Consider the following 23638-nt stretch of genomic DNA (forward strand, 5'->3'; position numbering starts at 1 on the left):
AAAAGCCGGAGCAATCTGGCTTTTCGTCTTGATGAAAGGGGAAAGATCCGGTGCAGCGGAAACGTCTGATTTTCGTACTTATCTTACTCAGTTGCTTGGCCGTTTATAGTAGCTTGTTCTTTGGCATCACACAGATGAATCCGGTCCACTTAGTGCAGGAGTGGATCAGTGGCACGACCTCTAAAGCGGGACTCGTCCTGACGAATCTGCGCTTGCCGCGTCTCTTACTCGGATTGTTGCTCGGAGCAAACCTTGCCGTCGCTGGAGCGATCATGCAAGCTGTGACGCGGAACCCGCTCGCTTCACCACAAGTCTTTGGTGTCAACGCCGGTGCGTCGTTTCTCGTCGTCTTAAGCCTGCTCATCTTTCCGTCACTCGGGACGGCGAACTTGCTTTACTTCGCCTTTGCCGGTGCCTTGCTCGGTGGCGTGCTCGTCTTTTCGTTCGCTTCGATTCGCGGGATGACGGCGTTAAAACTCGCCCTCGTCGGGATGGCGATTCATCTCTTGTTGACGTCGCTAACGAAAGGCTTGATTTTATTCAACGACCGGATCACGAACGTCTTGTACTGGTTGTCCGGTTCGCTCAGTGACGCAAGCTGGCTCGAACTCCGGATCGTTCTCCCATGGTCGCTCGCAGGTTTGATTCTTGCGGCAAGTCTCGCGAAGTCGCTCGCCGTTTTCCAACTCGGGCAAGACGTCGCGGTCGGACTCGGACAAAAAGTGACGCGGATCCGTCTGCTTGCCGGCATCAGTGTCGTGTTACTTGCAGGGGTAACGGTTGCCGTTGCCGGAGCAATTGGCTTCATCGGTCTGATGGTGCCGCATATCACACGTCGACTCGTTGGCGAGGACTACCGAATCGTCTTACCCGTCTCTGCCGTCATCGGTGGTCTGTTGTTGACGTACGCCGATGTCCTGGCGCGCTTCATCGCCTATCCGTATGAATCACCAGTCGGCATCGTGACTTCATTGCTCGGGGCACCCTTCTTCCTTATCTTGGCACGCCGCCAAATGAAAGGGGGATTACGATGAGAGAGATGCGTCAGATTCTACTTGTCGCAGTAATCGTCCTTGTCACAAGCTTCGCCTTACTGTCGGTCGGTTCAATTCAGTTATCGTTAACGGAACTCTGGCAGTCGTTCTTTAGTGGAAAGGATGCCTTCATCGTCCAAAATTACCGGCTGCCGCGAACGGTCCTTGCCTTTTTAGCAGGAGCGAGTTTCGCTCTTGCTGGAGTCATCTTACAAAGCGTCATCCGTAATCCATTGATCTCACCGGACGTGATCGGAGTGACGAACGGAGCGTCTCTGTTCGCTGTTTTGACGATCGCCCTCGTGCCGGACGGTCCGCTCTTGTTGACACCGATCGCCGCCTTTATCGGAGCAGCACTTGTCATGCTGGCGTTGATGATGCTTGAACGGGGAGGAAACGTCTCCCGCAGTTCGTTTGCGTTACTTGGTATCGCCGTTAGTGCGATCTGTGCCTCGGGAACAGAATACCTGTTGATTAAATTTCCACTTCAGACGAACGATTCACTCGTCTGGCTTGCTGGAAGTCTGTTCGGGAAAGGGTGGCAGGAAGCGTTGATCTTAGCGCCGGTGCTCGTCGTGATCGGTGCGATCCTCTTCTATCGCCATCGTCAACTCGATGTCTTATCACTTAGTGAGGAAGTCAGCATCGGTCTCGGCTTACCAATTCAGCGAACGCGGCACGTCTTCTTGGCGCTCGCTGTCGTCCTAGCCGGTGTTGCCGTCGCGACGGTCGGTGCAATCGGCTTCATCGGTTTGATTGCTCCACATATGGCACGCCGTCTCGTCGGACATAAACACCTCGCCGTCTTACCGATGGCGCTGTTACTCGGCGGTGGGTTACTCGTCGTCGCTGATGCGCTCGGTCGTGGGATTCATCCGCCGCTTGAAGTACCAGCTGGATTGATCACGGCGATCATCGGTGTGCCGTACTTCCTGTATCTCTTACGAAGAGAGCGGGCTTCATGAACGGATAGCAGAAAAAAACAATCCCCTCATTCCAATTATGAAATGAGGGGATTGTTTTTGTTTAACTCATCATGAGGCATGTTTTTCACTTTATGCTGAGCGGATTTCCGAACCTAGATTCAAGAAGATCTCTTCTAACGACGCTTCCTCTACTGCAAGTCGATACACGTTAACGTGTTGTGAGACAAGGTAGCAATTGATTGTAGCAATATCGTGTTCACTTTGGACGATGAACGTCGAGTGAGTAGAGGAGACGTTGACGTCTTTCGCAAGTGTCGACAACTTGGTCTGTAGATGTTGTTGTGTATCATTGTCGAGCAACGCATGTTTTACGTGAACGGTGATGTTCTTCTCATGTTGTTCCCGTAACTCCTCCATCGTGCCTTGCGTCTGAATCGTTCCGTCCTGCATGATCGCAATCTCCGTACACAGTTTTTCGACCTCGTCCAAGTTATGAGACGTTAAGAAAATCGTCGTTCCGTCTGCTGCAATCTTACGGATCAACGTATGAATTCCGAGAATCGAGTTGGCATCAACGCCAGACGTCGGTTCATCTAAAAACAGGATTTCCGGTCGATTAATCAGGGCTTGGGCGATCCCGAGCTTTTTTTTCATCCCGAACGAGTAGTTCTTCGTTTTTACATCGATGGCGTCTTCGAGTTGTACATCACGGAGGAGTTGCTTTAACTCGTCAGTCGTCGTCTTCAGACCGAGGACTTTGCTGAAATACTTCAAGTGATCGAGCGCCGTGAAGTTTTCGTAAAAGGTCGAGTAATCCGGCAGAACGCCGATTCGGGTCCGGACGTCCTTCAAAGAATCGTTCGGCGCTCCGAGTAACTCGAACGTTCCGGATGTCGGACGGACAAGACCTGTGATCATGTTGATGAATGTTGATTTACCGGCGCCGTTTTGACCAAGGAAGCCGAAGATGGCCCCTTGTTTGATTTCGAGATTCAACTGGTTGACGACGGTCTTATTGCCGTACTGTTTCGTTAGATTGGTTGCGCGAAGGGCTAGCATCATAAATCTCTCCTTTTAAAGATCATCAAGCTCGCGATGACGAAGACGGCGATATGGATCAAGACAAGGTACGTGTATGCAGTGTTTTCTTGCGTGTAGTAATAATAGGGCGTCAAGTAAGACAACGTATCAACGATGACATTCTTCGAAATAAGACTCCACATCCCAATGACCGGAAGCGCGATCGAGATGAAGATACCGACGAACATCGTCATTGCGGAGTTACTGACGACTGTCGAAAGAAACAGCGACAGACCGATGAAGTAAGAGACGAAGATGATGCTTTGGATCAAATCGACGATCGGGAACGATTTTGAAAACGGAACGATCAACAAGAGGGCAACTGTCAGACAGAGGACCCAGAACGAGACGTTGCCTAAAAACTTTCCGAAAATGATGTTCTCACGAGATGTTTTCGTCGCAAGAAAACGGATCGTCTTCGATTCAATCTCTTTATTGACGCTACTATGAGAAATACTCGTCACGAATAAAGGAGATGCTAAGAACAGAAGCAGCATCAAACCGATGATATAGGCGTTGTCACCTAGACCGAGATCACTGAGTTGTCCTTTGAACTGGCTGACGAGTTTAGCAGAACCAATCGTCACACCGAACAAGACGACGATGATCAGGATGGCTCGAATACTTTGAAAAAGCGATTTAAATTCTCGAAGTGTAATCGCGAACATATCGACACACCTTTCTGTTTGAGTTTAGTATTGCCGTGCTATCTTTTTATTCTTCGTGAAGTTAGTGATACCGGCAATCAAATAAGCGATTGAACCAAAGACACCGGCGAGTAATGTGAAGATCCCACCGAGAATTGCAGTAATGATCAACATCTTTCCTGCTGAACCGTTTTTGTGAATCCGGACGATCGAGACGATTCCGCCAATCGTACATAAGAGGGAGACGGCACCAAGGTACGAGAAGAATTGTTGGAAGGATGTGAGGATTTGGGTAGACGTGACATCCGTAATGTTCTCATCCTGGATGAATTGATCGACCAAATCCTTCATGCCAGCGTGATCCGCAATCGATCCAGACAATAGAAACCCACCTAAACATAATGATCCAAACAAGACGATACCGATGACAGCAAATATGTATTCCGTTGTTCTTTTCAAGTAAAACACTCCTTTTCCTTATTTTTCCGATTTGACAATCCTAAACTACCATGACTCGAATCACTATGACAAGCGAAATAATGAATATATTTTAATTATTTATTGGTTAAATGTTTAATTAATATCAAAAATACTTTAACTTTATTTAATTGGATGCTATTATGGTGGCATGGGAGGGAAATGGTAAATGAAAAAAGATGATGTTCCAGATTGGGTTTTATCTCTAGAATTGGAAGAGATGGAATTCGTTAAAAAATTCATCATAAGCTCGGGTTCTTTGAAAGAACTGGCGAAACATTATGATGTCTCCTATCCCACAGTCCGGATTCGCGTCGATCGAATCATTCAGAAAATCGAAGTGAATGAGAAAATCGAGAATGAACCGTTCATTGCATATATTAAACAAATGGCTATCGAAGACCGGATCACGATTGAAGATGCCAAAAAAATCATCGAAAAATATCGACTTGAGAGGGGTAACAATCAATGAACTTTTTCATTTCTGCTCTAATTATCAGCATCTGTTTAGGAATACAGTATTTCTTATCAAGCCGTCACAATCCGTATCTCGGTATCATCATGCCAATCGTTTTAGTGATTTTTCTGACATGGCGTTACTTTGATGGTAGATACAATAGTTTTTTAGCCTATGTATTGATTTTAGGAGTCGGCATGATTTCACTGTGGGAACAATGGTCGCGTGGTCGAAAGAAGCTTAAAGAGAATCAAGAAAAAGAACTAGAACGGATGCGCGTCCACGATACATTGTGAGTTACAACCATACATAGCGTTTTTTAGAGAAAAATGAGAGTCGCCTCGGTTTCGATGATGAAACCGAGGCGACTCTCATTTATGTGATCCGGGCTAGATTCATATTACGTCATTTTAATCGAGTTCAATCTTCACTGTCGTATCCTTTGGAAAAGCCTCATCTGATGCATAAAGAACAAATACCTTTTGATCGTCAGGAACTTGATAGACTAAGTCGACAAGTGACTTATATGGAGCGAAGTACTGATAGCCGTTCTTAAATGCTTTTTCATTATGATTGACATAATCGACGGTAGAATATTCTTTACCTTCTAGCGAGGTCAGCGTAAATGTTCCTGGTCTGTAAGTTGAATATGCACCTTTACTTTGTATATCCGAGTTGTACATAAAGACAGGAATTGTGACATACCGATAACCAAGCTTTTCCTTTAAATTCAGTTCTTTTGGTGTTGGAACGAGTGATTTAGCATAAAATAGCTCATATTTTGCTTTCGGATCACCCGGATAGGTTTGAATAACTCCTTTTTTCATTAGTTTTTTAATTGCCGCCTCTTGATCACCTGTTTTCTTGTCATCAGATGATTTTGCATCAGAAGCCAAATCCTTTAATTTATGTCCGCTCGTCTGTTGTTGAGGAGCACTCTGTGTTGTAGTCGTCGAGGATTCCGTTGAGGCGAACAAGAATAGGCTTGCCACTCCGATACACAAGGAAGCGGCGATGGATCCAAGTGCCCATTTGAAACGCCGTTCTGTCGCTTGCGTATTTTCGACGATACTGCCGAGTGCAGCATTCGGTGTAATCCGGACGGCACGCTCGGCAGGGAGCAAGGCGCCTAACAGACCCGTGATCATAGGAATCAAGAGCATGATGCTGAGGAAACCAAGCTCTTGGACCGGAAATTGTCCGTAAACGAAGCCAATCATTCCAAGTGCTGTCAGAAGACCGATCACACCAGCGCAGAGTCCTGTCATCATGCCTTCACTTAGTACGAGTAAACGAACTTGACCGTCTTGCCACCCCGTTGCTTTAAGGACAGCAAGGTGACTCTTGCGTTCATTGACGTTTTGCCACATGATCTCCGTCGTCGTCAGGATGGCAATCAGTAAAGCGACACCCATCGCGACGTAATGCATCGTCCCGACTTCAAGCGCGACATATTCGCCGAGCCATGTTGCGTACAAGACGCCTTTCAGTCGGAACGTGATGAAGAGGAAGAAGATGAACAGACTCGTCGGTAAGGCGATCGCGACGACCGAAAGTAATGTCCGTTGCCAGTATGTGACGAGCTGATTGATGCTCATCCCGAGAGCGCTACGCGCACGAACGAAACGGCGACCTTTTGAGACTTCACCGGAACGCATGCTTTCGTACGGTTTGATCCGACGGATGAGCGTCATCGGCACGAGCGTTCCACCCCAGTAAATAAGTAAACCAGCAAGACCAATCAATAAAATTCGACCGATCGCAATCGGGTTGTCCGTCGTGACCCAGAACGAACCAAGAATCGTCCAGGCAATCAAGACGACGAGTGTTCCGAGCAGCGTGGCTTCGAGGAACAATAGTTTTGACAGCTGACGCGGGCGCCAACCGAGTGATAGTAAAATCGCGAATTCTTTCTTTCGTGCATACATCAAAATGATGTTCGAGCTGAAGACATAGACGAGGGCGACAGCGATGACACTTGCGATGATGCCACTCATCCCGACTTTTGCTTCCTGAAAGATCGCAATCGACGAGCCGAGTTTAATCCATGGTTGTTGAACCCACCCGAGTGCTGATTCGTCTTTTAGTCCCGGTAAATAAGTTAAGGCGAGCTGCGGTGACGAGCCGAGTGTCACGTCCGTGATTAGACCTGTCTTCTGTTCGATTTCTCTTGCCACCTGTTGGAGCTTTTTCTCACTAGCAGCATTCATCGTCTCGACACCTTTGACGTTGACGCGGATGGCAGAGATCGCTTTGGCACCACGAATTTTAAACGCAGCATCGAGCGTCGTCAGCATCGACGGTGGTTTCGTCAGGAAATCATATGGATCATTTGTTGGTTTAACGTCTTGAACCGGATTGACCGGACGTTCATTCTTATCCATCACCCACTGGGCTTTTGACGGGAAGTACGTCTCCATCGGCAGTTCCGTTAGCGGATCTTTCGAGATATTCAATTTTTTCGGATCGAAGACCCCGATATAGTTCAAGTTGACCTTTGGCCAGTCCGTGCTTTCTTTTCCGAACATCCGCGCTTCCCGGTACATGCTGCGTTTAGCGAGTAAGGAATCTTGCTCGACTTGTTTCGGTTGGACTTGATAGGTGAACGGCCAACGTGATGCGTACGGACTTTTGATCGAGCGGTAGTCGATCGGAGACGGTTTTAAGGCAATCCAAGTAAAGGAATTACTGTTCGTCTCTTCAGCAGTCGGTAACGTATGTTTTAAAATATCATTGACGAGCTTTTTCTGGACATCTTGTGTCGTGATCGTATAACGTTTCGCACCACTTGTCGGTAAAGAGTCTAAGTATTTTTTTCCGCCTTTTTGTTCGACTTGTTGTACCAGATCATTAATGGATGTCTCTTTCGACGGAAGCTCTACTTTTTCGTACGTGTAGATGCGCGACGCGTCCACGTATTCACGATTGTTCAACAGGATCGGAATTTGGACACCATCTTCACCAAACGAGGTGACTTGATCATCTTTTGAAAAATAGTTACTATAGGTTCCTTTGGTCGTCGCTTTATCTAAGCCGACGAGTGCGGCTTCCGCCTCAGGATCAACCCCTGCAATCATGACTTGACTCCCATACTCAAAAAGAGGCTGCTTTCCAAGTGGAAGGGGGGACACGCCTGATTTTACTGCATCCCCTGTAGGTTCCCATCCCGCTGCTAAGAAGGTGACGCCACTCGATGATTCGTTTTGTAACCCAGTGTCTTGCGTGTCTTTGATCGTCAGTTTATAAATCCCTTCTTGATCAATCGTATGCGTACCGATACTCGAAAGTGTTTGGTTATACCCAATCATCGCGATTGGAGCAGCAACCTCGACGTCAGTCATTTTTTTGATTGTCTCGTATTGTTTACGCGTGATGCCACCATCGAGACCACTCATGTAGTTTGGCTCGAGTAACTTTAAGTCTTCGGTCACGCTCCGGCTACCTTCTGGTCGGACGACGATGTCGTAAGAGGAGCCCCAGCGTTTTTGCAGTTCATCGACGACGGTTCCGTTATTGGCTTGCGTCGTTCCGATCAAATAGCTCAGTCCAGTACTGACGATCAGAACGCCGACAAGTAGCAGGATGAATCGCTCTTTATTACGCCACCAGGAATTCCAGATGAACTTAAGCATCGGCAAACCCCTCCTGGAGTAAGATGTACTGTCTTATGATGGACCTTGCATTAACCATTAATTGAGGTGACGTGTAGCTATGGATGTGTACCGATTCAGTCATGGATGAATCCTCCTTTGAAAGAACGTTTTTTTATTCCATATGTAAGTTAAAAATCCAATCATTACCTAATTATAATTGAAGATTAAGAAAGTGAGCTACAAAAAAAACAGAAAAATCAGAAAAATAGGTTGATCATTCAACTTAAGAATGATAGCAAAAGAGACAAACATATTATCCAGTGGGTAATTCAAAAAGATTATGAAACTTGAAGGAATGTAAAAGCGTTAATGAATTGACACACGTCATACATTAAAACGAGAGAAAGGAGCGGATGGTCGTGAGCGAATCCATTGTTTATTTTGTAATTCTTATCCCTCTGCTGGTGTTTGCTATCGTTCTATCGAAAGGAAAAGGTGCATCATTGCTTGCAGGATATAATACGTTGTCTGAAAGTAAGAAACAAGATTATGACGAAGTCGCCCTATGTCAATTCATGGGTAAGATCATGTACGGCATTTGTTTTAGCATCCTGTTGATCGCTGGGAGCGAGCTGTTTGGATATCACTCTTTGTTTACTTTGGGCGTCATGCTACTATTCTTTCTTATTGTATTCGCAGTCGTCTATTCGAACACGAGTGACCGATTCAAGAAAAAGAGATAATTTTGTTCACGTCAGCAAGACCTCCATCATTTAAACCATAATGAGAAATCCTTTAAGGCGATTAACATCGAAATGACCTTCGTCGTTCATATGAAGATATCAACCCTCATCAATCGTGTATGAAAAAATGTGTATAGGTAACTCCGTCGTCTCGATCGTTTCGACCAATGTCCATCCTAATTTTTTATAATATGCTGAAGCGTTTTCTGTTTTTAAATAGATTGTTGTGATCTGTCGTGATTTGGCGTAGACGATTAATTGATTGATGAGTTGTTGCGCGATTCCTTGATTCCGATAGACTTTTTCGACGAATAAAGAAGCGAGCCAAGGCGTATAGGCTGGTCGTTCATTCAAGTCATTTTCAAAGAGGGAAACGGTTCCGATACAAGTGACATCATCTAAGGCAACGAACGTCACAGGGTAAGGTTCACTTGGTTTTTTGTCTAAAAATGCTTTTACTTTTTCATAAGGTGCCGTCCCTTTTTTCTTTTGAACGAATTCGGTATGAATCATTGTGGAAACCACTTCTAATTGTTCAGGATGATTCGATAATGTATCAATGATCATCTTCTTATCCTCCTTTCTACACTTATTGTATCGATCATTAAATCGATTCGTCCTGCAACATACGATTGTAGTTATTTAAAACAGTACATCTGTCCTCATCGGAATAAAGGAGCTTTAGAATGAACTTCGAACAATACTTGCATCAACGTTATGGAAATGTAAACTTATTTGATCGTTCCTTTGTCGAGAAGGATTTCGTAATTCACGTAGACTTAGTAAAGGACCTGTATCAGTTAAAGAAAGATTCAGATGAAATCAACGAGGAATACTTCAAACAGGCATACCAAAAATCAAACGAATTGTTTGAGGATCTATTCCGAGAAGCGGAGCCTCTTTATTTCGTCGTGCATGTGAGAAGTGAGCGCGATAAGTATCAAAAGTCAGCGACGAAAGTGTTTCATCATTTAAGACGTAGAGAAGATCAATACAACATAAAGTTCGTAGAGAGAGTGATTGATGAAGAAGAGCAGGTATCCGAATATGCCGTGTTTTTACCGAACAAAACCGCGTTAGATTATAAGCGTGTAATCAAAGCAATCTGCAATCAGGATTTCCCGCCGCTACAACCAAGATTTCGTCAAACGTATACATACTATCCGGAAGTCTTTTTCGTGAACGTGGATCGAAATATCGTCATGAATATCTACGATGATCGCGGTTGTTTTCTTCTGTTCGGTGATTCAGTAACGTATGACGTGTTTAAGAAGAAATATCATAATGATATTAGTTAATCGTCAAGCGTGTTTTCATCGGTTTGCGAAACGCTCAAGCTAGTGCTAAGAAGCCGATCACTGAAAAAATAAAAAGAACTAATAGAGAAGTGAGCAATGTTAACGCGAGGATTTTCCCCGTATTTCTTAGACTTATGATGGCGCACACTATCGCAAGCAATAGTCCAGCTAACATATAGTTCGTACCCCAAAAACCATTGAACGGTAAGAGCTTAACAGTAAGGAAAGTGAAAACCACGATGCCGATTGAGATCCATCCCAAATGCCTTCGCATAAACTACCTCCTCGTAAAATGAATACACATAGTCATAATTTGGTTTTTTTAAGCGTATCATTACAAATGTTTACAGTGAAAGAGTTTTTTAAATAAGTCTAAAGATATCCTGAATGAACGCGTGTCATACACCAGCTCGTCACGAAACATACCAACAAGCAGGAAACCATTGAGCAGTCATCGAGCAACAAACAATCCCTCACTCTAATCAGAATGAGGGATTGTTTCGTTTCATCATTAGATCGTCAACTCGATCACATTACCTTCCGGGTCCGTGATCGTACTTTCATAATACCCGTCACCCGTCGTCCGGGGACCGTCAAGATGTTGTACACCTGCGTCCTGTAACCGAGCCGTCCAGTCGTCGACCGCTTGTTTGCTGCCGAGCGAAAAGGCGAAGTGGACATACCCGAGCGCATTCATCGTCCGTTCCGTGATATCCGTCCGTTGCATCAACTCAAGGCGCGCACCACTCGAGAACGTCAGGAAATACGATGTGAACCCTTTCGTCGGATTATGATACCGATCGCCTGCCGTAGCATCAAAATGTGTTTCGTAGAATTGACGCATCCCGTCAAGGTCTGCCACCCAGAGGGCGATATGTTCAATCTTCATCTCCATTCCTCCTTTTTTCAAGACGCTTTTGCCAATCGCTGTCTGAACAACATCCGGTTCAACCCTTCCGTAGCGACCAGCATCAAGAAGATGAGACTGATCGTAAACCAATGGAACAACGATAAGGAATAGGACGTCGCCAGCCAGCCGAACAATGGCGGCATGAAGGTACTACCGGTATAGGCGAATGCCATTTGTACCCCCATCAGCCGTTGCGCCGCAGCCTCCCCGAAGCGAACCGGCGTCTCATGGAGCATTGCCGGATAAATCGGTGCGAGACCAAGCCCGACAAGTACGAAACCAAGCGGCATCCAGGCAGCGGGTGCGAGGATGAAACAGGTAGCTCCGACGAATGCCGTCCATTGACCGACACGAATCAAACGACGATTCGACCAGCGCAGCGACAGAAAACCACTTATGAAACGCCCCGCGGTGATGCTTCCGTAGTAGACGGAAATCCACGTCGCTGCTGACGTCACGGAAAAGGAACGGACTTGGACAAGATAACTACTGCCCCACAGCCCGACGACCGCCTCGGCTCCACAATAAAAACAGAACGCTGCGAGTGCGGCAATCAATCCGCGTGGTTTTCCGGACGACGTATTTACGGTCTGAACCTGTTCAGACACGTGTTTCGGAGCCCGTTTCCAGAGCGGTAAGCTGACGATCAAGATGATCATCAAAACGAGTTGCAATGCACCGACGACGAGGTAACCAAAACGCCAGCCGGAATCGAGCAATACGCCAGCCATGATGAGCGGACCAGCCGTCGCACCGATGCCCCAGAAGCAATGGAGCCAGTTCATGTGATGCGCTTGATAATGGGTGGCGACGAAATGATTAAGCGCCGCGTCAACGACTCCAGCACCCAGTCCGAGCGGGATCGCAAGAACGAAGAGCCAAATCAAGGACGGAGCAACGTAAAAACCAATCAACGCCAGTGCCGTCAAACCGGCAGAAACTGCCGTGATTGGACCTGTTGAATAACGTTCGATCAAACGACCGCTAAACAGACTCGAGACGATCGTTCCGGCAGCAATCGTCATGAAGAGCCATCCCGCCATGTCGAGCGGTGCGTCGAGATCGAGCCGCATCACGGGCCACGCTGTACCGAGTAACGCGTCCGGAAGACCAAGACTGATGAAAGCGAGATAAATTAAAGGTAATAGTAGACGGGTCATCGGGTGAGTCCTCCTAACGGAATTTGTTCAATGAATGATTGGATGCTCAGTTGCATCAAACCATCCAAATAATCGGTTTCCCAGTCGCCTTGCCGCAACCGAGGTAATTTGTCGAGCGGAAAGCGCTTGGCGCATCGATCCGTCAACCGTGCTAATCCGTCATCCGAGACATCTGACGCTGTAAACAAGATGACATCTGGGTTCAAGGTGACGCTAAACGAGAGGATGATCCGACTTAACGCCTCATACCAGTCATCAGAGTGAGGCGAGCTTGTCGCAAGAACTTGACCGACATTTCGTTTCTCGTCAAACGGAATGAACGAGATCTCTCCAGCAAAGTGATGCGCTCCTCGGACGACACGACCTGAAACGGCGAGACCGGCTCCCGGTCCGTTCGTTCCGAGATAGATATAGACGGTCGTATTGTTATCAGAAGCTTGCGCCCGGACCGCCGCATTCATGTCATTTTCGACGATGACGGGTCGCCCGAACCGTTCCGTCAGTTCTTGTTGCAAGGGGCGACCGTCAAGCGCCGGATAATCTGGGGCGAATAGGATCGTGCCGGTTGTATCAACGGCACCAGCGACACCAATCGCAAGCGTTTGAATAGATGGATGATCGTCGAGTAATGTTGTCAGTGTTTTCGATAAAACAGATCCATGATCCGACGAATCGAAGTTCAGGCGATCCGTTGCGATCAGATGTCCACCGACGTCGTGTATGCGATACTGCAGATACGTGCGTTCGAGATATAGAGCGAGTCCGTGGAAGCGATCCGCGCGGTAGCGATACCGTTTTGCCGGACGCCCTCCGCGAACCAATTCAAGTGGTGTCTCTTCAATTTCCTGTGCAGCGATCATCTGATCGATCTGTTTGCTCGCAGTCGGAAAACTGACATCCAAAACGTGACGAATCGCAGGGATCGTATCCAGGTGGTCGACTAAAAAAGCATGACGTGTAAGTGAAATGAGTTCAGTCAAACAAAGACCTCCAATCTAAATCGCTTATTAAAATAGTTTAATAAGTTTTGATTTGAGTATAGCAGGTCGGAAGAAAAAGACAAGTTTAAAAAAGAGGTGTAGGATAAGAATATTTAGAGAAATAACGTTTCATCCTATCGTTGTCTGGATATATAAAAAGAAGATAAAAAATTTTAGTCATATATCTTTAATTCATACTATTCCGATTTGTAATATCTTGGATAGCCTGTAACAGGAGGTAGATGACGAGAGGAGCTTATAATCATGACTACCCAACTATCAACCGACCTAGGATCCCAAGATATTTTAGCCTCCCTGCGAGATAATGTCGCGATGATTCGATTCGACCGGCAACGTCGTGTCGTCGACGTCAATGGTTTATTCGCAAAGACGATGAAATATAAACGAGAAGAGATGATCGGGATGCAGCATCATCTCTTCTGCACGACGGAGTTTGCAATGAGTGACAGTTACCAAGCATTTTGGCAGAAGCTGTTTAGTGGCTTCAGTACGGCAGATAAAATTGAACGCATCGATGCGCATGGTCAGTCGATTTGGCTAGAAGCAACCTATATGCCGATTTACGATGGAACGGAAGTGACCGGTGTCTTGAAGATTGCTTCCGATATTACGGATCGTCAGCAGACGATTCAAAAGTTCGCGACTTCGTTTGACACGATTGCTAGTGATTTGAATACACGATCGACGCATGGCGAGCAGGAAAGCGAAGCGTTACGGCGAACGATCGAACAGATGGCCGAGACGACCCGTGATAACCATCAGACGATTGAACGGCTGCAACACCAGGCACAGGACATCGCTCAAGTGACTGAGACGATCAAAACAATTGCGTCACAGACGAATCTATTGTCACTGAATGCATCGATCGAGGCAGCGCGAGCCGGAGAACACGGCAAAGGATTCAATGTCGTCGCGACGGAAGTCCGAAATCTCTCAAAGCTCGTCGAACAAGCCGTCGTCGATGTCCGGCAAACGACGCAGCGAATGAATGATGAACTGCAGCGGATTGCCCGTGCGATGACGCAAGCAACGTCGGATGCACAAGCAAGCGTCACGGTCGTCGCAGAAACGGTCGATCGCTTCCATGACGTTCAAAGTGCGGCATCGACGTTAACGGAGACAGCGCGAGACTTTACAAAAGCAATTTAAGTGAGAGACGGCATTCCGGTAAACGGAGTGCCTTTTTGTATAAAAAGTACCCCTATACTTTGGAATAATATGTTAATATACTACAAAACGGAAAGGGAGCGAACTTCTGATGACTATCCGCACTGCTCGACCTGACGATTTTCAGGCATTGATTCCATTGTTCCAGCAAATCCACGATCAACACGTCGCCTTACGACCCGATCATTACCGTCCGCACGAGATGCCGGTTCCGGAAGACTTATTTCTGTCGCAACTCGAGAATCCGGATTTTGCATTACTCGTTGCGGAACAAGACGGGCTTGCCGGTGTGATCGTCCTAAAGGAAGACATCGTCGAAGGGAGCGGCTTCGTCTTCGATAAGCATTACTTACGCATCATCAGCCTCGTCGTTGCGGATACGCATCAAAAACAAGGCGTCGGGAAACGATTGATGCAAGCCGCTTACGCACATGCGGAAACGATCGGCTGTGACAAAATCGAACTCGGCGTCGATGACGCCAATCAAGAAGCGATCGCCTTTTACGAGGCACTTGGAATGGCTGTCCGCTCGAGACGAATGGAATGGAACGTGACGTCAAGCAGGGAAACGTCGACGTGATGTCAAACAACAGGTACTAGAAAGGAGAGAGGTCATGTTCAGATTACAAGTATCCGATCACGTATCGCTTCAATTGTTTGAACGGCACCATGCGGAAGGATTATTCGCCCTCGTCGATGCCAATCGCGCACATCTCCGCGAATGGCTCGGTTGGGTCGATGGTGCAACAGAGACAAGTACATATCAGGAGATCGTCATTCCAGCATGGCTGCAACAATTCGCCGATGGCAACGGCTTTACATGTGGCATTTATCTTCATGACGAGCTCGTCGGAACGATTAGTTTACATGAGATTAATCGGCATCTCGGGCAAACGTCGATTGGCTATTACTTAGGGGAAAAGGACCTTCGAAAAGGCGTCATGACGGACGTCGTCCGGTTCATCACGAACTATTGTTTCGAGACGCTCGGCTTGAACCGTGTCGTCATCGAGTGTGCGACCGGAAACGTCCGAAGCAGACGAATCCCGGAACGACTCGGTTTCACGGAAGAAGGCGTCTTACGGGACGCTGAGAAATTGTACGGGACTTACCACGACATCCAGGTCTATGCGATGTTACGACGGGACTGGACGAAAACACAGGAGGTGGCAGCATGCGCATCGAGCCAATGAATCAAGCGACGTATGACGCTTACTTACCGGTCGCAATTGAGGAGTATGCGGCAGATAAGTGTCGCGCTGGTACGTGGTCAGAGAACGAGTCGCTTGAGAAGGCGACTGAAGAGTTCGCGGCGCTGTTGCCAGAAGGTCTGAAAACGAAGGATCATTATTTGTTTACGTTTCGTGATGAGACAGATAGCGACATCGGGATGGTTTGGGTCCATGTGACGGAAGAATCACGCGGACGTTCCGCCTTCATCTTCGACGTCAAGATTACGTCCGACAAGCAGAACCAAGGCTACGGCAAGAAAGCGCTCCGATCACTAGAAGTGATATTAAAACGGATGAACGTCAAGAAAATCTCCTTACATGTCTTCGCGCATAACGAACGGGCGATTCATGTGTATGACTCGCTTGGGTATGAAAAAACGGATTATTATATGTCGAAACGTCTCGATGACAGCCATTAAAAAAGATTCCTCTTGCGCAAGCAGGAGGAATCCTTTTTGTTTAACGCCATGTTTGTAAGGTATTCGCGAACTGAATGTTTGTCTCCAGTTCACCTGTGATCTCGCTTGCTGTGAAGTCATTGCCAGCGAGCCAGTCGGCAAAGTCGAACGTGACCGGTTCCTGATCACCACCAAGCGCGAACCAGACCTTCAACTCTTCCGGGAAGTAGGCAGACGTATGGATCGTTCCCGCCCACTGCGCATATAAATCAGCGAAGACACCTTTATCGGTATCGTTGAGTAGTCGAAAAGCGGACTCCGCATCTTGAATCATGTGTTGATGCGTCTTTAACTCCATCATTCGACGTTTCGAGTCATCGAGGTGATAGCGGTTTTCGTGCTGTAGCAAATCGAAGTGATTGGTGCACATGTTCGATTCCCGCACTTGGACGTCGCGTGCCGTCGCCTCGATGACGAACGAACGCGCCGATTTATCGTGGACGACATACGTGAACGATCCGCGATGCGGAATCTCCTTGACGAGTGAGATCGCGTCGTCGACCGACGTGCACATCTCGAGGATGATCCGCCCGATCATGAAACTGACGAACCCATCGCCCGGACGACGACGATTGATGAAGTTATAGCCCATTGCAAGCCCATGTTCATTCATCCCGTCCATCCGACCTGTTACCCGTGATGCCGGACCGATGATTGCTGATCCGCCATCATTCGGTTGAAAGACGGAAAATCGACCATCATATGTCATCGGATGGTAATCATAGTTGCGTACGAGGAAATTATCACCTGTCATGATCGAACAACCGCTTTTCGGTCCTTCGACCCGGTAATGCCCGAAATGCAGTAACGTATCTGGCAATGATAGTTCAAGTTCGTCCTGAAGTCCGAGTAACTCGTCCCAAATATGCGGGGCGTAGAGGAGAAACATCTCCTTCGTCTCGACCGGATCGACTTGAAAGCGCGGAACACGGATCTTCCAGTTGTCCTCCCGGTTATGGAGCAACTGGTTTCGTTTGACGTAACGCCCTTGTTCGCGACCGAACTCATAATGACTGCCGCGGAATTGTGTGATCTCATTGGCTACACGTTGCATACGATTCATCCTTTCTTCAACTGCTGTATGCTGATTATATCGAACGCGAGGGAGAATGTCGTATGGCAAGTCTTTACTGAAGCACATCTAAAGTATGGGAATATTGAAAAAATAGTCAACTTTTTCATTCTTATACCGATAACAAAAACGGGAGGGGATGGAATGAAACACATGTCAGTCAGACGGAAGATACAAGCTTTGATCGCAACAGCCGTCGTTGCGATGCTTTTGATTGCGGGAGCAGGACTTTATTTCTTAAATCAGATGTCGAATGCTTCCCGAGCGATGTATCAGAAAAACTTAATACCGATCCAGGAAGTGGCTCAAATCCGGATCGATACACGCGCGCTCGATTCGTTTTTAGTCGAGATGATGTTAACGAAGGACGATACGCGGGTCACGGAACTGCAAGCTGAGATCGATACGCGTCAGGCGCAGATTCGTTCGTCGGTCACGAAGGTCGAAAAAACAGGGCAATTCGATGCTAGAGAGAAGAAACAGCTTGAAGAATTAAAGGATAACGTCCTAGCCTATGATAATTCGATGACAATCGTCCAGGATGCGGCGACGCGCAACGAAACCGAAGAAGCCTATACGGCATACACGCAAGGTCTGGAACAAGTTCGGGATAACGTCGCGGATTCTGCGAAGTCGTTGATGGCTTCGATGACAAAACAAGCGAAGACGTTAGACGCTCAGAATCAAGCAGAAAAACAAACGGCCTTTTACTTAATGCTCGGCATCTTTTTACTCGCGGTCCTCTTGTTTGCAGGACTTGCAATGTACATTACACGTCTCATCACGCGTCCGATTCGTCAATTGCAGGGGTGGATGGATCAATCAGGGAACGGGGACTTGACCGTCCGTGGAACATACGACTCAAAAGACGAGCTTGGACAGTTGACGACGTCCTTCAATGAAATGATTGCATCACAGCAACAAGTCGTGCTTGAACTAACCGGTACGGCTGACCGTGTCGCTGTTGCATCGGACGAGTTGAGCGTCAACGCTGAATCGACGACGAAAGCAACGGAAATGGTCGCCGTGACGATGGAAGAGATGGCAAGCGGTGCTAGTCAACAATTGCATCAAGTATCGGATGCATCACGGACGATCGAAGAGTTGACGACCTCGGTCCGTTACGTCGCCGGTAATGCCCAACAAATGACGGAACGCACTGCGGATGCGATGGAAAAAGTTGCTCTCGGTGGTCAAGTCGTCGGAACACTCGGTACCCAAATGGGACGGATTCAAGAAGATGTTTCTCGACTGAGCCACGTCATTGACGGTCTTGGTAACCGATCGCAGGAAATCGGACAAATTACGGATTCGATCAAAGGTGTCGCGGCACAGACGAACTTGCTCGCGTTAAACGCAGCAATCGAAGCAGCGCGTGCTGGCGAACAAGGACGCGGATTCGCAGTCGTCGCAGCGGAAGTCAAGACGCTCGCGGAGCAGTCGGCGGTCTCGGCAAAACAAATCGAGTCGTTGATTCGGGTCATTCAACAAGAGACGGAAGCATCGGTCGCCTCGATGGAGAAGGTTTCAACCGAGATGACGAGTGGGATTGCCGTCGCCGATCAAGCCGGTGCCTCATTCTCAGAAATCGAGACAGCGATCACCGACGTGACAGGGCACGTCGAAGAAGTGTCCGGCGCTGTTCAGGAAATGGCGGCAGCGAGCGAGCAGATCGCCTCCGTCATGCGAACGATTCAAGCAGTGACGGAAGGGACTGCTGCCGGAACACAAAACATCTCCGCTTCGACGGAGGAGCAGATGGCATCGATGGAAGAAATCTCATCCGCGTCCCAATCACTCGCGACGATGGCAGATGATTTAAAACAAGTCACAGGCAGATTCACCGTGTAAGATATTGAACGACGACCATGAGGTAATTCATCATGGTCGTTTTTTTATTTGTGGTAATGAATGGAAAACAAGCAGGGGAGTAAGCGTGTGGCGTCGTATGTACAGGTTAAGTAAGAGTGATACAAAGCAGCAGATAGATGTTATGAAAGTGATTGAAGAAATTGTTTGACAGCACGACGGGACGTCAGATGGATGACTTGTTTATCGGACGTCGCTGTAAGCGTTGAAAGAATACTCGGTCGCTTATCGATCGGGAAACGCCAAATCCATTTCAGAAAATCGAACGATAGTTTCTCGGGACAGCCTGCCGCCATATCCGGTCGACCGGTCTTGCGATAGCGCCATGTCCTTTTCAATGCCCGGTACAGACAGAGTGTCCGCGGTAGATCAAGGAAGATGATTGTATCCGCGGCTTTGATTCGTAAGTCAAGCGTTCCACCGTAGTTGCCGTCGATGATCCACGTGTCGCGCGACGTGAGCATGTGTTGAATCTGGCGTTGTTCCTCACGCGAAACCGCCTCCCAGTTCGGACGCCATAATAAACTGTCGAGGTGATCAACAGGATAGCTGAGTTTTTTGCCCATCTCGCGGGCAAGCGTCGATTTACCGGATCCGCCGGAACCAATCAAGATGATTTTTCGCATGCAACACTTCCTATTTTTTGTCATAGGAATTGATCATAACATGGTTTTCTAGTCGAGGATAGAACGAAAGGAGTGAATGGGATGGTACCGAATTTCATAATCGAAGGGATGACGATCGTTTTTACACTACTTGTAATCGGTTGCGGCGTGTTATTCCTGCCGCAGCGATGGAAGCGGTATGGCTTGATTTTACTTGGTTTGGTGGCAATCGGGTGCAGTTCCTTTTGGTACATCCGACCGACGCTCGTCAATCAACAGATTGCTGAGGATGAGAAATTGCTTAAGATAGAACTAGCACGGCAATTCCCGGATGAAGTCTACACTACAAAAACACAAAAATTTTCGTATGAGTCTTCGGCGAATCCGGCTTCAATCGAAGTCGAATTTGCAAATGAACCTGACGTAACTTATTTTCTAGATATGGATGGGAACCGGATTAGGCTGTCAAGTTTTATCTTTAAAAACGGAGGATTTCCACAGGATTTACAGCATGAATTCAAATGAAGAGGCTGACTCAAAAAAAGAATGACGCGTCTTTTCACGCCCTTTCCTCAGGCGAGACACAAGCCAGATTTCCTGCTTCGTTGAAGCAGGAAAGCGGGTCTTGTTCGTCTCTGACAGCGCATAAATGCGCTTGTTCCTGTAGGAGTGGCGTGTGACGTGTCATTCTTTTTGTTACTAAATAAGGGAGGCAGATCATTATTCTGCCACCCTTATCTTTGTAGAGACTGACTTTTGAGTCAGCCCCTTTTGATTAAGTCGATTTCAAATTTTTCGTAGCAGACATCGTTTTGACAGCGAAGAAGGCAATCAGACCAAATCCGACCTTGTTGATCAAGTCAGCGAAGTTATAGATCAATTCGCGGACGAGTTGCACGTCGATACCGGGTGCAAACAAGGTGACCGCGTAACCGACCGGATAGATCGCCCATCCGATCAAGATGAACAAGCGCATCTGCAGCAAGGCTTTACGAATCGGGGCAGGCTTATCTTCAGCGGCTTTCGTGACGTTCGTGAACAAGAGATAAATGATATAAAACCATGCGATACAACCGACGACGTATGCCCAAAGACCGAGTTGCGTGAAGCCACCCGCTAGATTGATGGACGACTCTCCGATGTAACCACCGATGATCATGATGATGTCCGCGATGACGAGTTTCGTCAGAAGGGAACGCCCTTTCCCACCTTTTAAACCGAGTAACAGCGGAAACTTGATCAGCAAGAGAGGCGTCGTCACGAGCCAATCGATGTAGCGGATTTCAGTCGGAAAACCATCGATCTCCGACAACAAACCCGATTCCCCGACAGCTTGCTTCATGAAATAGTAATGAATCGCAGCGACGAACGTGACGAGAGCAGCGACTGTTGCGGTTGAGCGGTATTCCGGGGCAAGGGAATTTCGTTCGACGAGAAAATAGAGCGTACCGGCGGCCATTCCGACGAATCCGACCCAGAACATGTACTGGGTCGCAAGGACGAGAAGGTTAACGTCTTCCATGTTGTTTCGACTCCTTTTCGTAAGTGGACACGACCTTTCATACTTTTATTTTACTGACGATACAAACTTCAGACACCACGTCGAAACGCTCTTGATGTGCAGTCTGTCAACGGTTTGACAACATTTTGACACACTTGAGGAGGAGTGACGGATGTCGATTAAACGAACGGATCATATCAGCCTGAACGTCTTGAATCTAGAAGAAGCGATTTACTTTTTTTCACTTTGTGGTCTCGAAGTACGCGGACGTTGGGAGATGAAAGGAGCGTTACTCGATCGTTTATTGAATCTAGAGGGAGCGGAGACGGAGTGTGCTGCACTCGGATTACCAAGTGAACCGATATGGCTCGAACTCGTTCGGTTCAAACACCCACGCTACACGGCTTCCGTAATCCAATCCGTCCATGCGAGTGGATTGCGTCATCTCTGTTTTGAAGTAACAGAACTCGCCGCGCTCGTCGAACGTTTAGCGGACAATGGATATCAGTCGATTGGCGACGTCGCGAATTACGAAAATGAGTATCGCCTATGTTACGTAAGAGGACCAGAAGGCGTGATCATTGAGTTGGCAGAAAAAATCGGACCCGTCTAGACAGGTCCGATGTATATTTTTAAGAACAACAGGAAGTCGATGATTGTGGCAGGGAAACTTTGCACACACCCGTCTCCGGTAATGATAACTTGACCTGCTTGGCACGTGCCTCGTCTCCGACAAGAAAAGCAACGACTGATCGAACTTGTTCATAACCGGTCGCAAGCAGGAAGGTCGGAGCACGACCGTAACTTTTTGCACCGACCAGATAAAGTCCGAGATCTGGATGACGTAACTCCGCTTCTCCATGTGGACGGACAGTTCCGCAACTATGAAGGTTCGGATCAATCAGAGGAGCAAGTATTCGACTACTCTCGGTCACAGGATCAATATCAAGCCGTACTTCTTCAAGGAACGAGAAGTCGGGTCGACTTCCTGCGTTGACGATCAGCTGATCGATATGATGGAGAGACCGACCATCTTGAGCAGTGATGTCAAACGACTTTCCTTTCGATTCAATGGATTGGGGCTTGAAACTGGAGTGAACCCTAATCTGATCTCGTTCAACGAGCTGACGGATACGCGAACCGAGTGCCCCGCGACCTTCTAGTGCATCCTTATCTTCTCCGCCGTAGGCTTGAACGGGGTCAGATTTGCGAAGAATCCAATGAATCTCCGTTTCAGGGTAGTGCGCTTTAATGGAAACGAGTTCAAGGAGCGAGTTCAAAGCCGAGTGCCCGCTACCGATGACAGCTACGGATTGATTAGCGAAAACAACAGTATCACGTTTCGCATTTACGATCGAATACCGGACAGGTAAGTTCTGCTCGATTTCGACTCGATGACCAGAACTGATTGCAGGATTTGGTCGCCCGAGGACGCCAGACGCATCGATGACCGCGCGAGCGAGAATATGTTTACGTCCGTTCGGCGTGTCTATGACTAATTCGAACGGTGTTACATCACGTGAGGCATTCGTCATCTTGTCTAGACCTGCCCGTGAGATCGAGAGAATCTCATGTTGGAAATGTAGAGAGGGAGCAATTTCCGGTAATGCAGCAAGTGGGGCAAGGTATTGTTTGATCAATTCAGTTCCGGTCGGCACAGTATCGTTTGCTGGTGCAATCCAGTCCGTCAGCTCGAGCAAGTGACGTGCTGCGTCACTAATATTGTATTGCCACGTCGAAAACATCCGAACGTGTTCCCATTGTTTGATATGGTGGGCAATCGAAGGACCTTTCTCAAATAGTAAAAACGATTGACCTTCCACTACAAGTTGAGCTGCAGCTGCAAGACCGATCGGACCGGCACCGATGATGACGATGGGGTGGGAAGAAGCGTATGACATGAATAAAACCTCCTTTTTATTTGTAAGTTGCAAATATTAGAGACATGGTTTACAGCAAACGTCACTCTCGCCCATCTTCGTGTTCAGCAAGTCGATTGCCTGGAGGACATGTGCTTTTTCGAAGGAAGTCATTGATGAGAAGATGGAATCAAGATACGTGTTCATCTCTTCGTCAATGGCTTGAGCAACACGTAATCCTTTCTCGGACAGGCGAAGTAGGTGAATTCGCCGATCGTTGATCGCGGGACGCTTTACGAGTAGGTCCCGCTTAATCAATGTTTGTACTTGTCTGCTGAACGTAGTGATATCAAGAGCGAGTTGGTCAGCAATTTCTTGCATTGCGGAGTCAGGATGTTTGGCAACCTGATACAGCAGATGACTTTGAACGAGAGATATCTCTTCATCTAGGACGGCACAACAATTCTTATTCAATAATCCGAAGCGCCGGGTGAACGTTTGAAATAATTCACGAGTTTCATTCATGTATAGCTCTCCTTTCTCTATTTT

General features: G+C 47.5%; 26 protein-coding genes. 13 read left to right on the forward strand and 13 right to left on the reverse strand.

Features of this window, described 5'->3' with window-relative positions; all coding sequences use genetic code 11:
* The first annotated feature begins 50 nt into the window (after positions 1–50).
* Positions 51–1034 (forward strand): FecCD family ABC transporter permease, encoded by a 984-nt coding sequence (locus tag AYO36_RS15405; protein WP_064300928.1) that lies wholly within the window; start codon positions 51–53, stop codon positions 1032–1034.
* On the forward strand, positions 1031–1999 hold the full coding sequence (locus AYO36_RS15410; protein WP_064300929.1) for a FecCD family ABC transporter permease: 969 nt from the start codon (positions 1031–1033) through the stop codon (positions 1997–1999). Before AYO36_RS15405 ends, AYO36_RS15410 begins: the two co-directional genes overlap by 4 nt.
* A 90-nt stretch (positions 2000–2089) precedes the next feature.
* On the opposite strand, the gene AYO36_RS15415 is transcribed toward AYO36_RS15410, so the two are convergent.
* The 3 genes from AYO36_RS15415 to AYO36_RS15425 are packed head-to-tail and all read right to left on the reverse strand — an operon-like array spanning position 2090 to position 4146.
* Entirely contained in the window at positions 2090–3019 is a 930-nt protein-coding gene (locus tag AYO36_RS15415) for an ABC transporter ATP-binding protein (protein WP_082874265.1), read from the reverse strand.
* Positions 3019–3708: an ABC transporter permease gene (locus tag AYO36_RS15420; RefSeq protein ID WP_064300931.1), complete on the reverse strand. Its 690-nt coding sequence runs from the start codon at positions 3706–3708 to the stop codon at positions 3019–3021. The genes AYO36_RS15415 and AYO36_RS15420 overlap by 1 nt, the downstream gene beginning before the upstream one ends.
* Positions 3709–3732: 24 nt before the next feature.
* Positions 3733–4146, reverse strand: coding sequence for a DUF4064 domain-containing protein (locus AYO36_RS15425; RefSeq protein WP_064300932.1), 414 nt, complete (start codon positions 4144–4146; stop codon positions 3733–3735).
* Between the two features lie 187 nt (positions 4147–4333).
* Between AYO36_RS15425 and AYO36_RS15430 the strand changes: the two genes are divergently transcribed.
* Positions 4334–4636 carry a DUF2089 family protein gene (locus AYO36_RS15430; protein ID WP_064300933.1) on the forward strand — a complete coding sequence of 101 codons (303 nt, stop codon included), beginning with the start codon at positions 4334–4336 and terminating at the stop codon, positions 4634–4636.
* Positions 4633–4917, forward strand: a complete 285-nt coding sequence (locus AYO36_RS15435; protein WP_050677872.1) for a hypothetical protein — start codon at positions 4633–4635, stop codon at positions 4915–4917. Before AYO36_RS15430 ends, AYO36_RS15435 begins: the two co-directional genes overlap by 4 nt.
* A 114-nt stretch (positions 4918–5031) precedes the next feature.
* Here AYO36_RS15435 and AYO36_RS15440 read toward each other — a convergent pair whose 3' ends face one another.
* Positions 5032–8253 (reverse strand): ABC transporter permease, encoded by a 3222-nt coding sequence (locus AYO36_RS15440; protein WP_064300934.1) that lies wholly within the window; start codon positions 8251–8253, stop codon positions 5032–5034.
* A 374-nt stretch (positions 8254–8627) separates the two neighbouring features.
* Between AYO36_RS15440 and AYO36_RS15445 the strand changes: the two genes are divergently transcribed.
* The gene (locus AYO36_RS15445) at positions 8628–8957 is read left to right on the forward strand and encodes a DUF3784 domain-containing protein (protein WP_064300935.1); all 330 of its coding nucleotides are present in this window, start codon (positions 8628–8630) and stop codon (positions 8955–8957) included.
* Positions 8958–9056: 99 nt separating this feature from the next.
* Here AYO36_RS15445 and AYO36_RS15450 read toward each other — a convergent pair whose 3' ends face one another.
* A complete protein-coding gene (locus AYO36_RS15450; RefSeq protein ID WP_064300936.1) occupies positions 9057–9524 on the reverse strand; it encodes a GNAT family N-acetyltransferase in 468 nt (155 codons plus the stop codon).
* Between the two features lie 119 nt (positions 9525–9643).
* Between AYO36_RS15450 and AYO36_RS15455 the strand changes: the two genes are divergently transcribed.
* On the forward strand, positions 9644–10255 hold the full coding sequence (locus AYO36_RS15455; protein ID WP_064300937.1) for a DUF3885 domain-containing protein: 612 nt from the start codon (positions 9644–9646) through the stop codon (positions 10253–10255).
* A gap of 511 nt (positions 10256–10766) precedes the next feature.
* On the opposite strand, the gene AYO36_RS15465 is transcribed toward AYO36_RS15455, so the two are convergent.
* From AYO36_RS15465 to AYO36_RS15475, 3 genes are read right to left on the reverse strand one after another with little or no spacing between them, the layout of a single operon-like run.
* A complete protein-coding gene (locus AYO36_RS15465) occupies positions 10767–11144 on the reverse strand; it encodes a VOC family protein (RefSeq protein WP_064300939.1) in 378 nt (125 codons plus the stop codon).
* 17 nt (positions 11145–11161) lie between these two features.
* Positions 11162–12325, reverse strand: a complete 1164-nt coding sequence (locus AYO36_RS15470; protein ID WP_064300940.1) for an MFS transporter — start codon at positions 12323–12325, stop codon at positions 11162–11164.
* The gene (locus AYO36_RS15475; protein WP_082874267.1) at positions 12322–13305 is read right to left on the reverse strand and encodes an ROK family protein; all 984 of its coding nucleotides are present in this window, start codon (positions 13303–13305) and stop codon (positions 12322–12324) included. Before AYO36_RS15475 ends, AYO36_RS15470 begins: the two co-directional genes overlap by 4 nt.
* Positions 13306–13569: 264 nt before the next feature.
* Here AYO36_RS15475 and AYO36_RS17155 point away from each other — a divergent pair, with 264 nt between their 5' ends.
* The 4 genes from AYO36_RS17155 (at position 13570) to AYO36_RS15495 (ending at position 16144) form a co-directional block, all read left to right on the forward strand.
* Positions 13570–14475 carry a methyl-accepting chemotaxis protein gene (locus AYO36_RS17155; protein ID WP_064300942.1) on the forward strand — a complete coding sequence of 302 codons (906 nt, stop codon included), beginning with the start codon at positions 13570–13572 and terminating at the stop codon, positions 14473–14475.
* 109 nt (positions 14476–14584) lie between these two features.
* Positions 14585–15073 carry a GNAT family N-acetyltransferase gene (locus AYO36_RS15485; protein ID WP_064300943.1) on the forward strand — a complete coding sequence of 163 codons (489 nt, stop codon included), beginning with the start codon at positions 14585–14587 and terminating at the stop codon, positions 15071–15073.
* A gap of 34 nt (positions 15074–15107) precedes the next feature.
* Positions 15108–15686 carry a GNAT family N-acetyltransferase gene (locus tag AYO36_RS15490; RefSeq protein WP_064300944.1) on the forward strand — a complete coding sequence of 193 codons (579 nt, stop codon included), beginning with the start codon at positions 15108–15110 and terminating at the stop codon, positions 15684–15686.
* Positions 15668–16144: a GNAT family N-acetyltransferase gene (locus AYO36_RS15495; RefSeq protein ID WP_064300945.1), complete on the forward strand. Its 477-nt coding sequence runs from the start codon at positions 15668–15670 to the stop codon at positions 16142–16144. The genes AYO36_RS15490 and AYO36_RS15495 overlap by 19 nt, the downstream gene beginning before the upstream one ends.
* Positions 16145–16184: 40 nt before the next feature.
* On the opposite strand, the gene AYO36_RS15500 is transcribed toward AYO36_RS15495, so the two are convergent.
* Positions 16185–17237, reverse strand: a complete 1053-nt coding sequence (locus AYO36_RS15500) for a C45 family autoproteolytic acyltransferase/hydrolase (RefSeq protein WP_064300946.1) — start codon at positions 17235–17237, stop codon at positions 16185–16187.
* Positions 17238–17399: 162 nt separating this feature from the next.
* On the opposite strand from AYO36_RS15500, the gene AYO36_RS15505 reads away from it, so the two are divergent.
* Positions 17400–19106, forward strand: coding sequence for a methyl-accepting chemotaxis protein (locus AYO36_RS15505; RefSeq protein WP_064300947.1), 1707 nt, complete (start codon positions 17400–17402; stop codon positions 19104–19106).
* Positions 19107–19246: 140 nt separating this feature from the next.
* On the opposite strand, the gene AYO36_RS15510 is transcribed toward AYO36_RS15505, so the two are convergent.
* Positions 19247–19750 carry a DNA topology modulation protein gene (locus tag AYO36_RS15510; RefSeq protein ID WP_064300948.1) on the reverse strand — a complete coding sequence of 168 codons (504 nt, stop codon included), beginning with the start codon at positions 19748–19750 and terminating at the stop codon, positions 19247–19249.
* A gap of 81 nt (positions 19751–19831) precedes the next feature.
* Here AYO36_RS15510 and AYO36_RS15515 point away from each other — a divergent pair, with 81 nt between their 5' ends.
* Positions 19832–20254 carry a hypothetical protein gene (locus AYO36_RS15515; RefSeq protein ID WP_064300949.1) on the forward strand — a complete coding sequence of 141 codons (423 nt, stop codon included), beginning with the start codon at positions 19832–19834 and terminating at the stop codon, positions 20252–20254.
* Positions 20255–20504: 250 nt separating this feature from the next.
* On the opposite strand, the gene AYO36_RS15520 is transcribed toward AYO36_RS15515, so the two are convergent.
* The gene (locus AYO36_RS15520) at positions 20505–21251 is read right to left on the reverse strand and encodes a bacteriorhodopsin (protein ID WP_064300950.1); all 747 of its coding nucleotides are present in this window, start codon (positions 21249–21251) and stop codon (positions 20505–20507) included.
* Positions 21252–21402: 151 nt separating this feature from the next.
* Between AYO36_RS15520 and AYO36_RS15525 the strand changes: the two genes are divergently transcribed.
* Positions 21403–21843, forward strand: coding sequence for a VOC family protein (locus AYO36_RS15525; RefSeq protein ID WP_064300951.1), 441 nt, complete (start codon positions 21403–21405; stop codon positions 21841–21843).
* A 19-nt stretch (positions 21844–21862) separates the two neighbouring features.
* Here the strand turns inward: AYO36_RS15525 and AYO36_RS15530 are convergent, their stop codons facing one another.
* Both AYO36_RS15530 and AYO36_RS15535 read right to left on the reverse strand, forming a co-directional pair.
* Entirely contained in the window at positions 21863–23131 is a 1269-nt protein-coding gene (locus AYO36_RS15530) for an NAD(P)-binding domain-containing protein (RefSeq protein WP_064300952.1), read from the reverse strand.
* Between the two features lie 36 nt (positions 23132–23167).
* The gene (locus AYO36_RS15535; RefSeq protein ID WP_023468262.1) at positions 23168–23614 is read right to left on the reverse strand and encodes a MarR family winged helix-turn-helix transcriptional regulator; all 447 of its coding nucleotides are present in this window, start codon (positions 23612–23614) and stop codon (positions 23168–23170) included.
* Between the last annotated feature and the right edge of the window lie 24 nt (positions 23615–23638).

The organism is Exiguobacterium sp. KKBO11 (genome assembly GCF_001644945.1).
Lineage (GTDB): Bacteria > Bacillota > Bacilli > Exiguobacteriales > Exiguobacteriaceae > Exiguobacterium_A > Exiguobacterium_A abrahamii.

What these genes read in the sequence shown, in the direction of transcription:
- AYO36_RS15495 (WP_064300945.1), top strand. Translation starts at nt 15,668, where the DNA reads ATGCGCATCGAGCCAATGAATCAAGCGACGTATGACGCTTACTTACCG.
- AYO36_RS15440 (WP_064300934.1), bottom strand. Translation starts at nt 8,253, where the DNA reads ATGCTTAAGTTCATCTGGAATTCCTGGTGGCGTAATAAAGAGCGATTC.
- AYO36_RS15515 (WP_064300949.1), top strand. Translation starts at nt 19,832, where the DNA reads ATGGTACCGAATTTCATAATCGAAGGGATGACGATCGTTTTTACACTA.
- AYO36_RS15435 (WP_050677872.1), top strand. Translation starts at nt 4,633, where the DNA reads ATGAACTTTTTCATTTCTGCTCTAATTATCAGCATCTGTTTAGGAATA.
- AYO36_RS15490 (WP_064300944.1), top strand. Translation starts at nt 15,108, where the DNA reads ATGTTCAGATTACAAGTATCCGATCACGTATCGCTTCAATTGTTTGAA.
- AYO36_RS15465 (WP_064300939.1), bottom strand. Translation starts at nt 11,144, where the DNA reads ATGAAGATTGAACATATCGCCCTCTGGGTGGCAGACCTTGACGGGATG.
- AYO36_RS15455 (WP_064300937.1), top strand. Translation starts at nt 9,644, where the DNA reads ATGAACTTCGAACAATACTTGCATCAACGTTATGGAAATGTAAACTTA.
- AYO36_RS15430 (WP_064300933.1), top strand. Translation starts at nt 4,334, where the DNA reads ATGAAAAAAGATGATGTTCCAGATTGGGTTTTATCTCTAGAATTGGAA.
- AYO36_RS15505 (WP_064300947.1), top strand. Translation starts at nt 17,400, where the DNA reads ATGAAACACATGTCAGTCAGACGGAAGATACAAGCTTTGATCGCAACA.
- AYO36_RS15510 (WP_064300948.1), bottom strand. Translation starts at nt 19,750, where the DNA reads ATGCGAAAAATCATCTTGATTGGTTCCGGCGGATCCGGTAAATCGACG.
- AYO36_RS17155 (WP_064300942.1), top strand. Translation starts at nt 13,570, where the DNA reads ATGACTACCCAACTATCAACCGACCTAGGATCCCAAGATATTTTAGCC.
- AYO36_RS15535 (WP_023468262.1), bottom strand. Translation starts at nt 23,614, where the DNA reads ATGAATGAAACTCGTGAATTATTTCAAACGTTCACCCGGCGCTTCGGA.
- AYO36_RS15520 (WP_064300950.1), bottom strand. Translation starts at nt 21,251, where the DNA reads ATGGAAGACGTTAACCTTCTCGTCCTTGCGACCCAGTACATGTTCTGG.
- AYO36_RS15420 (WP_064300931.1), bottom strand. Translation starts at nt 3,708, where the DNA reads ATGTTCGCGATTACACTTCGAGAATTTAAATCGCTTTTTCAAAGTATT.
- AYO36_RS15470 (WP_064300940.1), bottom strand. Translation starts at nt 12,325, where the DNA reads ATGACCCGTCTACTATTACCTTTAATTTATCTCGCTTTCATCAGTCTT.
- AYO36_RS15415 (WP_082874265.1), bottom strand. Translation starts at nt 3,019, where the DNA reads ATGCTAGCCCTTCGCGCAACCAATCTAACGAAACAGTACGGCAATAAG.
- AYO36_RS15485 (WP_064300943.1), top strand. Translation starts at nt 14,585, where the DNA reads ATGACTATCCGCACTGCTCGACCTGACGATTTTCAGGCATTGATTCCA.
- AYO36_RS15530 (WP_064300952.1), bottom strand. Translation starts at nt 23,131, where the DNA reads ATGTCATACGCTTCTTCCCACCCCATCGTCATCATCGGTGCCGGTCCG.
- AYO36_RS15500 (WP_064300946.1), bottom strand. Translation starts at nt 17,237, where the DNA reads ATGCAACGTGTAGCCAATGAGATCACACAATTCCGCGGCAGTCATTAT.
- AYO36_RS15445 (WP_064300935.1), top strand. Translation starts at nt 8,628, where the DNA reads ATGGTCGTGAGCGAATCCATTGTTTATTTTGTAATTCTTATCCCTCTG.
- AYO36_RS15410 (WP_064300929.1), top strand. Translation starts at nt 1,031, where the DNA reads ATGAGAGAGATGCGTCAGATTCTACTTGTCGCAGTAATCGTCCTTGTC.
- AYO36_RS15450 (WP_064300936.1), bottom strand. Translation starts at nt 9,524, where the DNA reads ATGATCATTGATACATTATCGAATCATCCTGAACAATTAGAAGTGGTT.
- AYO36_RS15525 (WP_064300951.1), top strand. Translation starts at nt 21,403, where the DNA reads ATGTCGATTAAACGAACGGATCATATCAGCCTGAACGTCTTGAATCTA.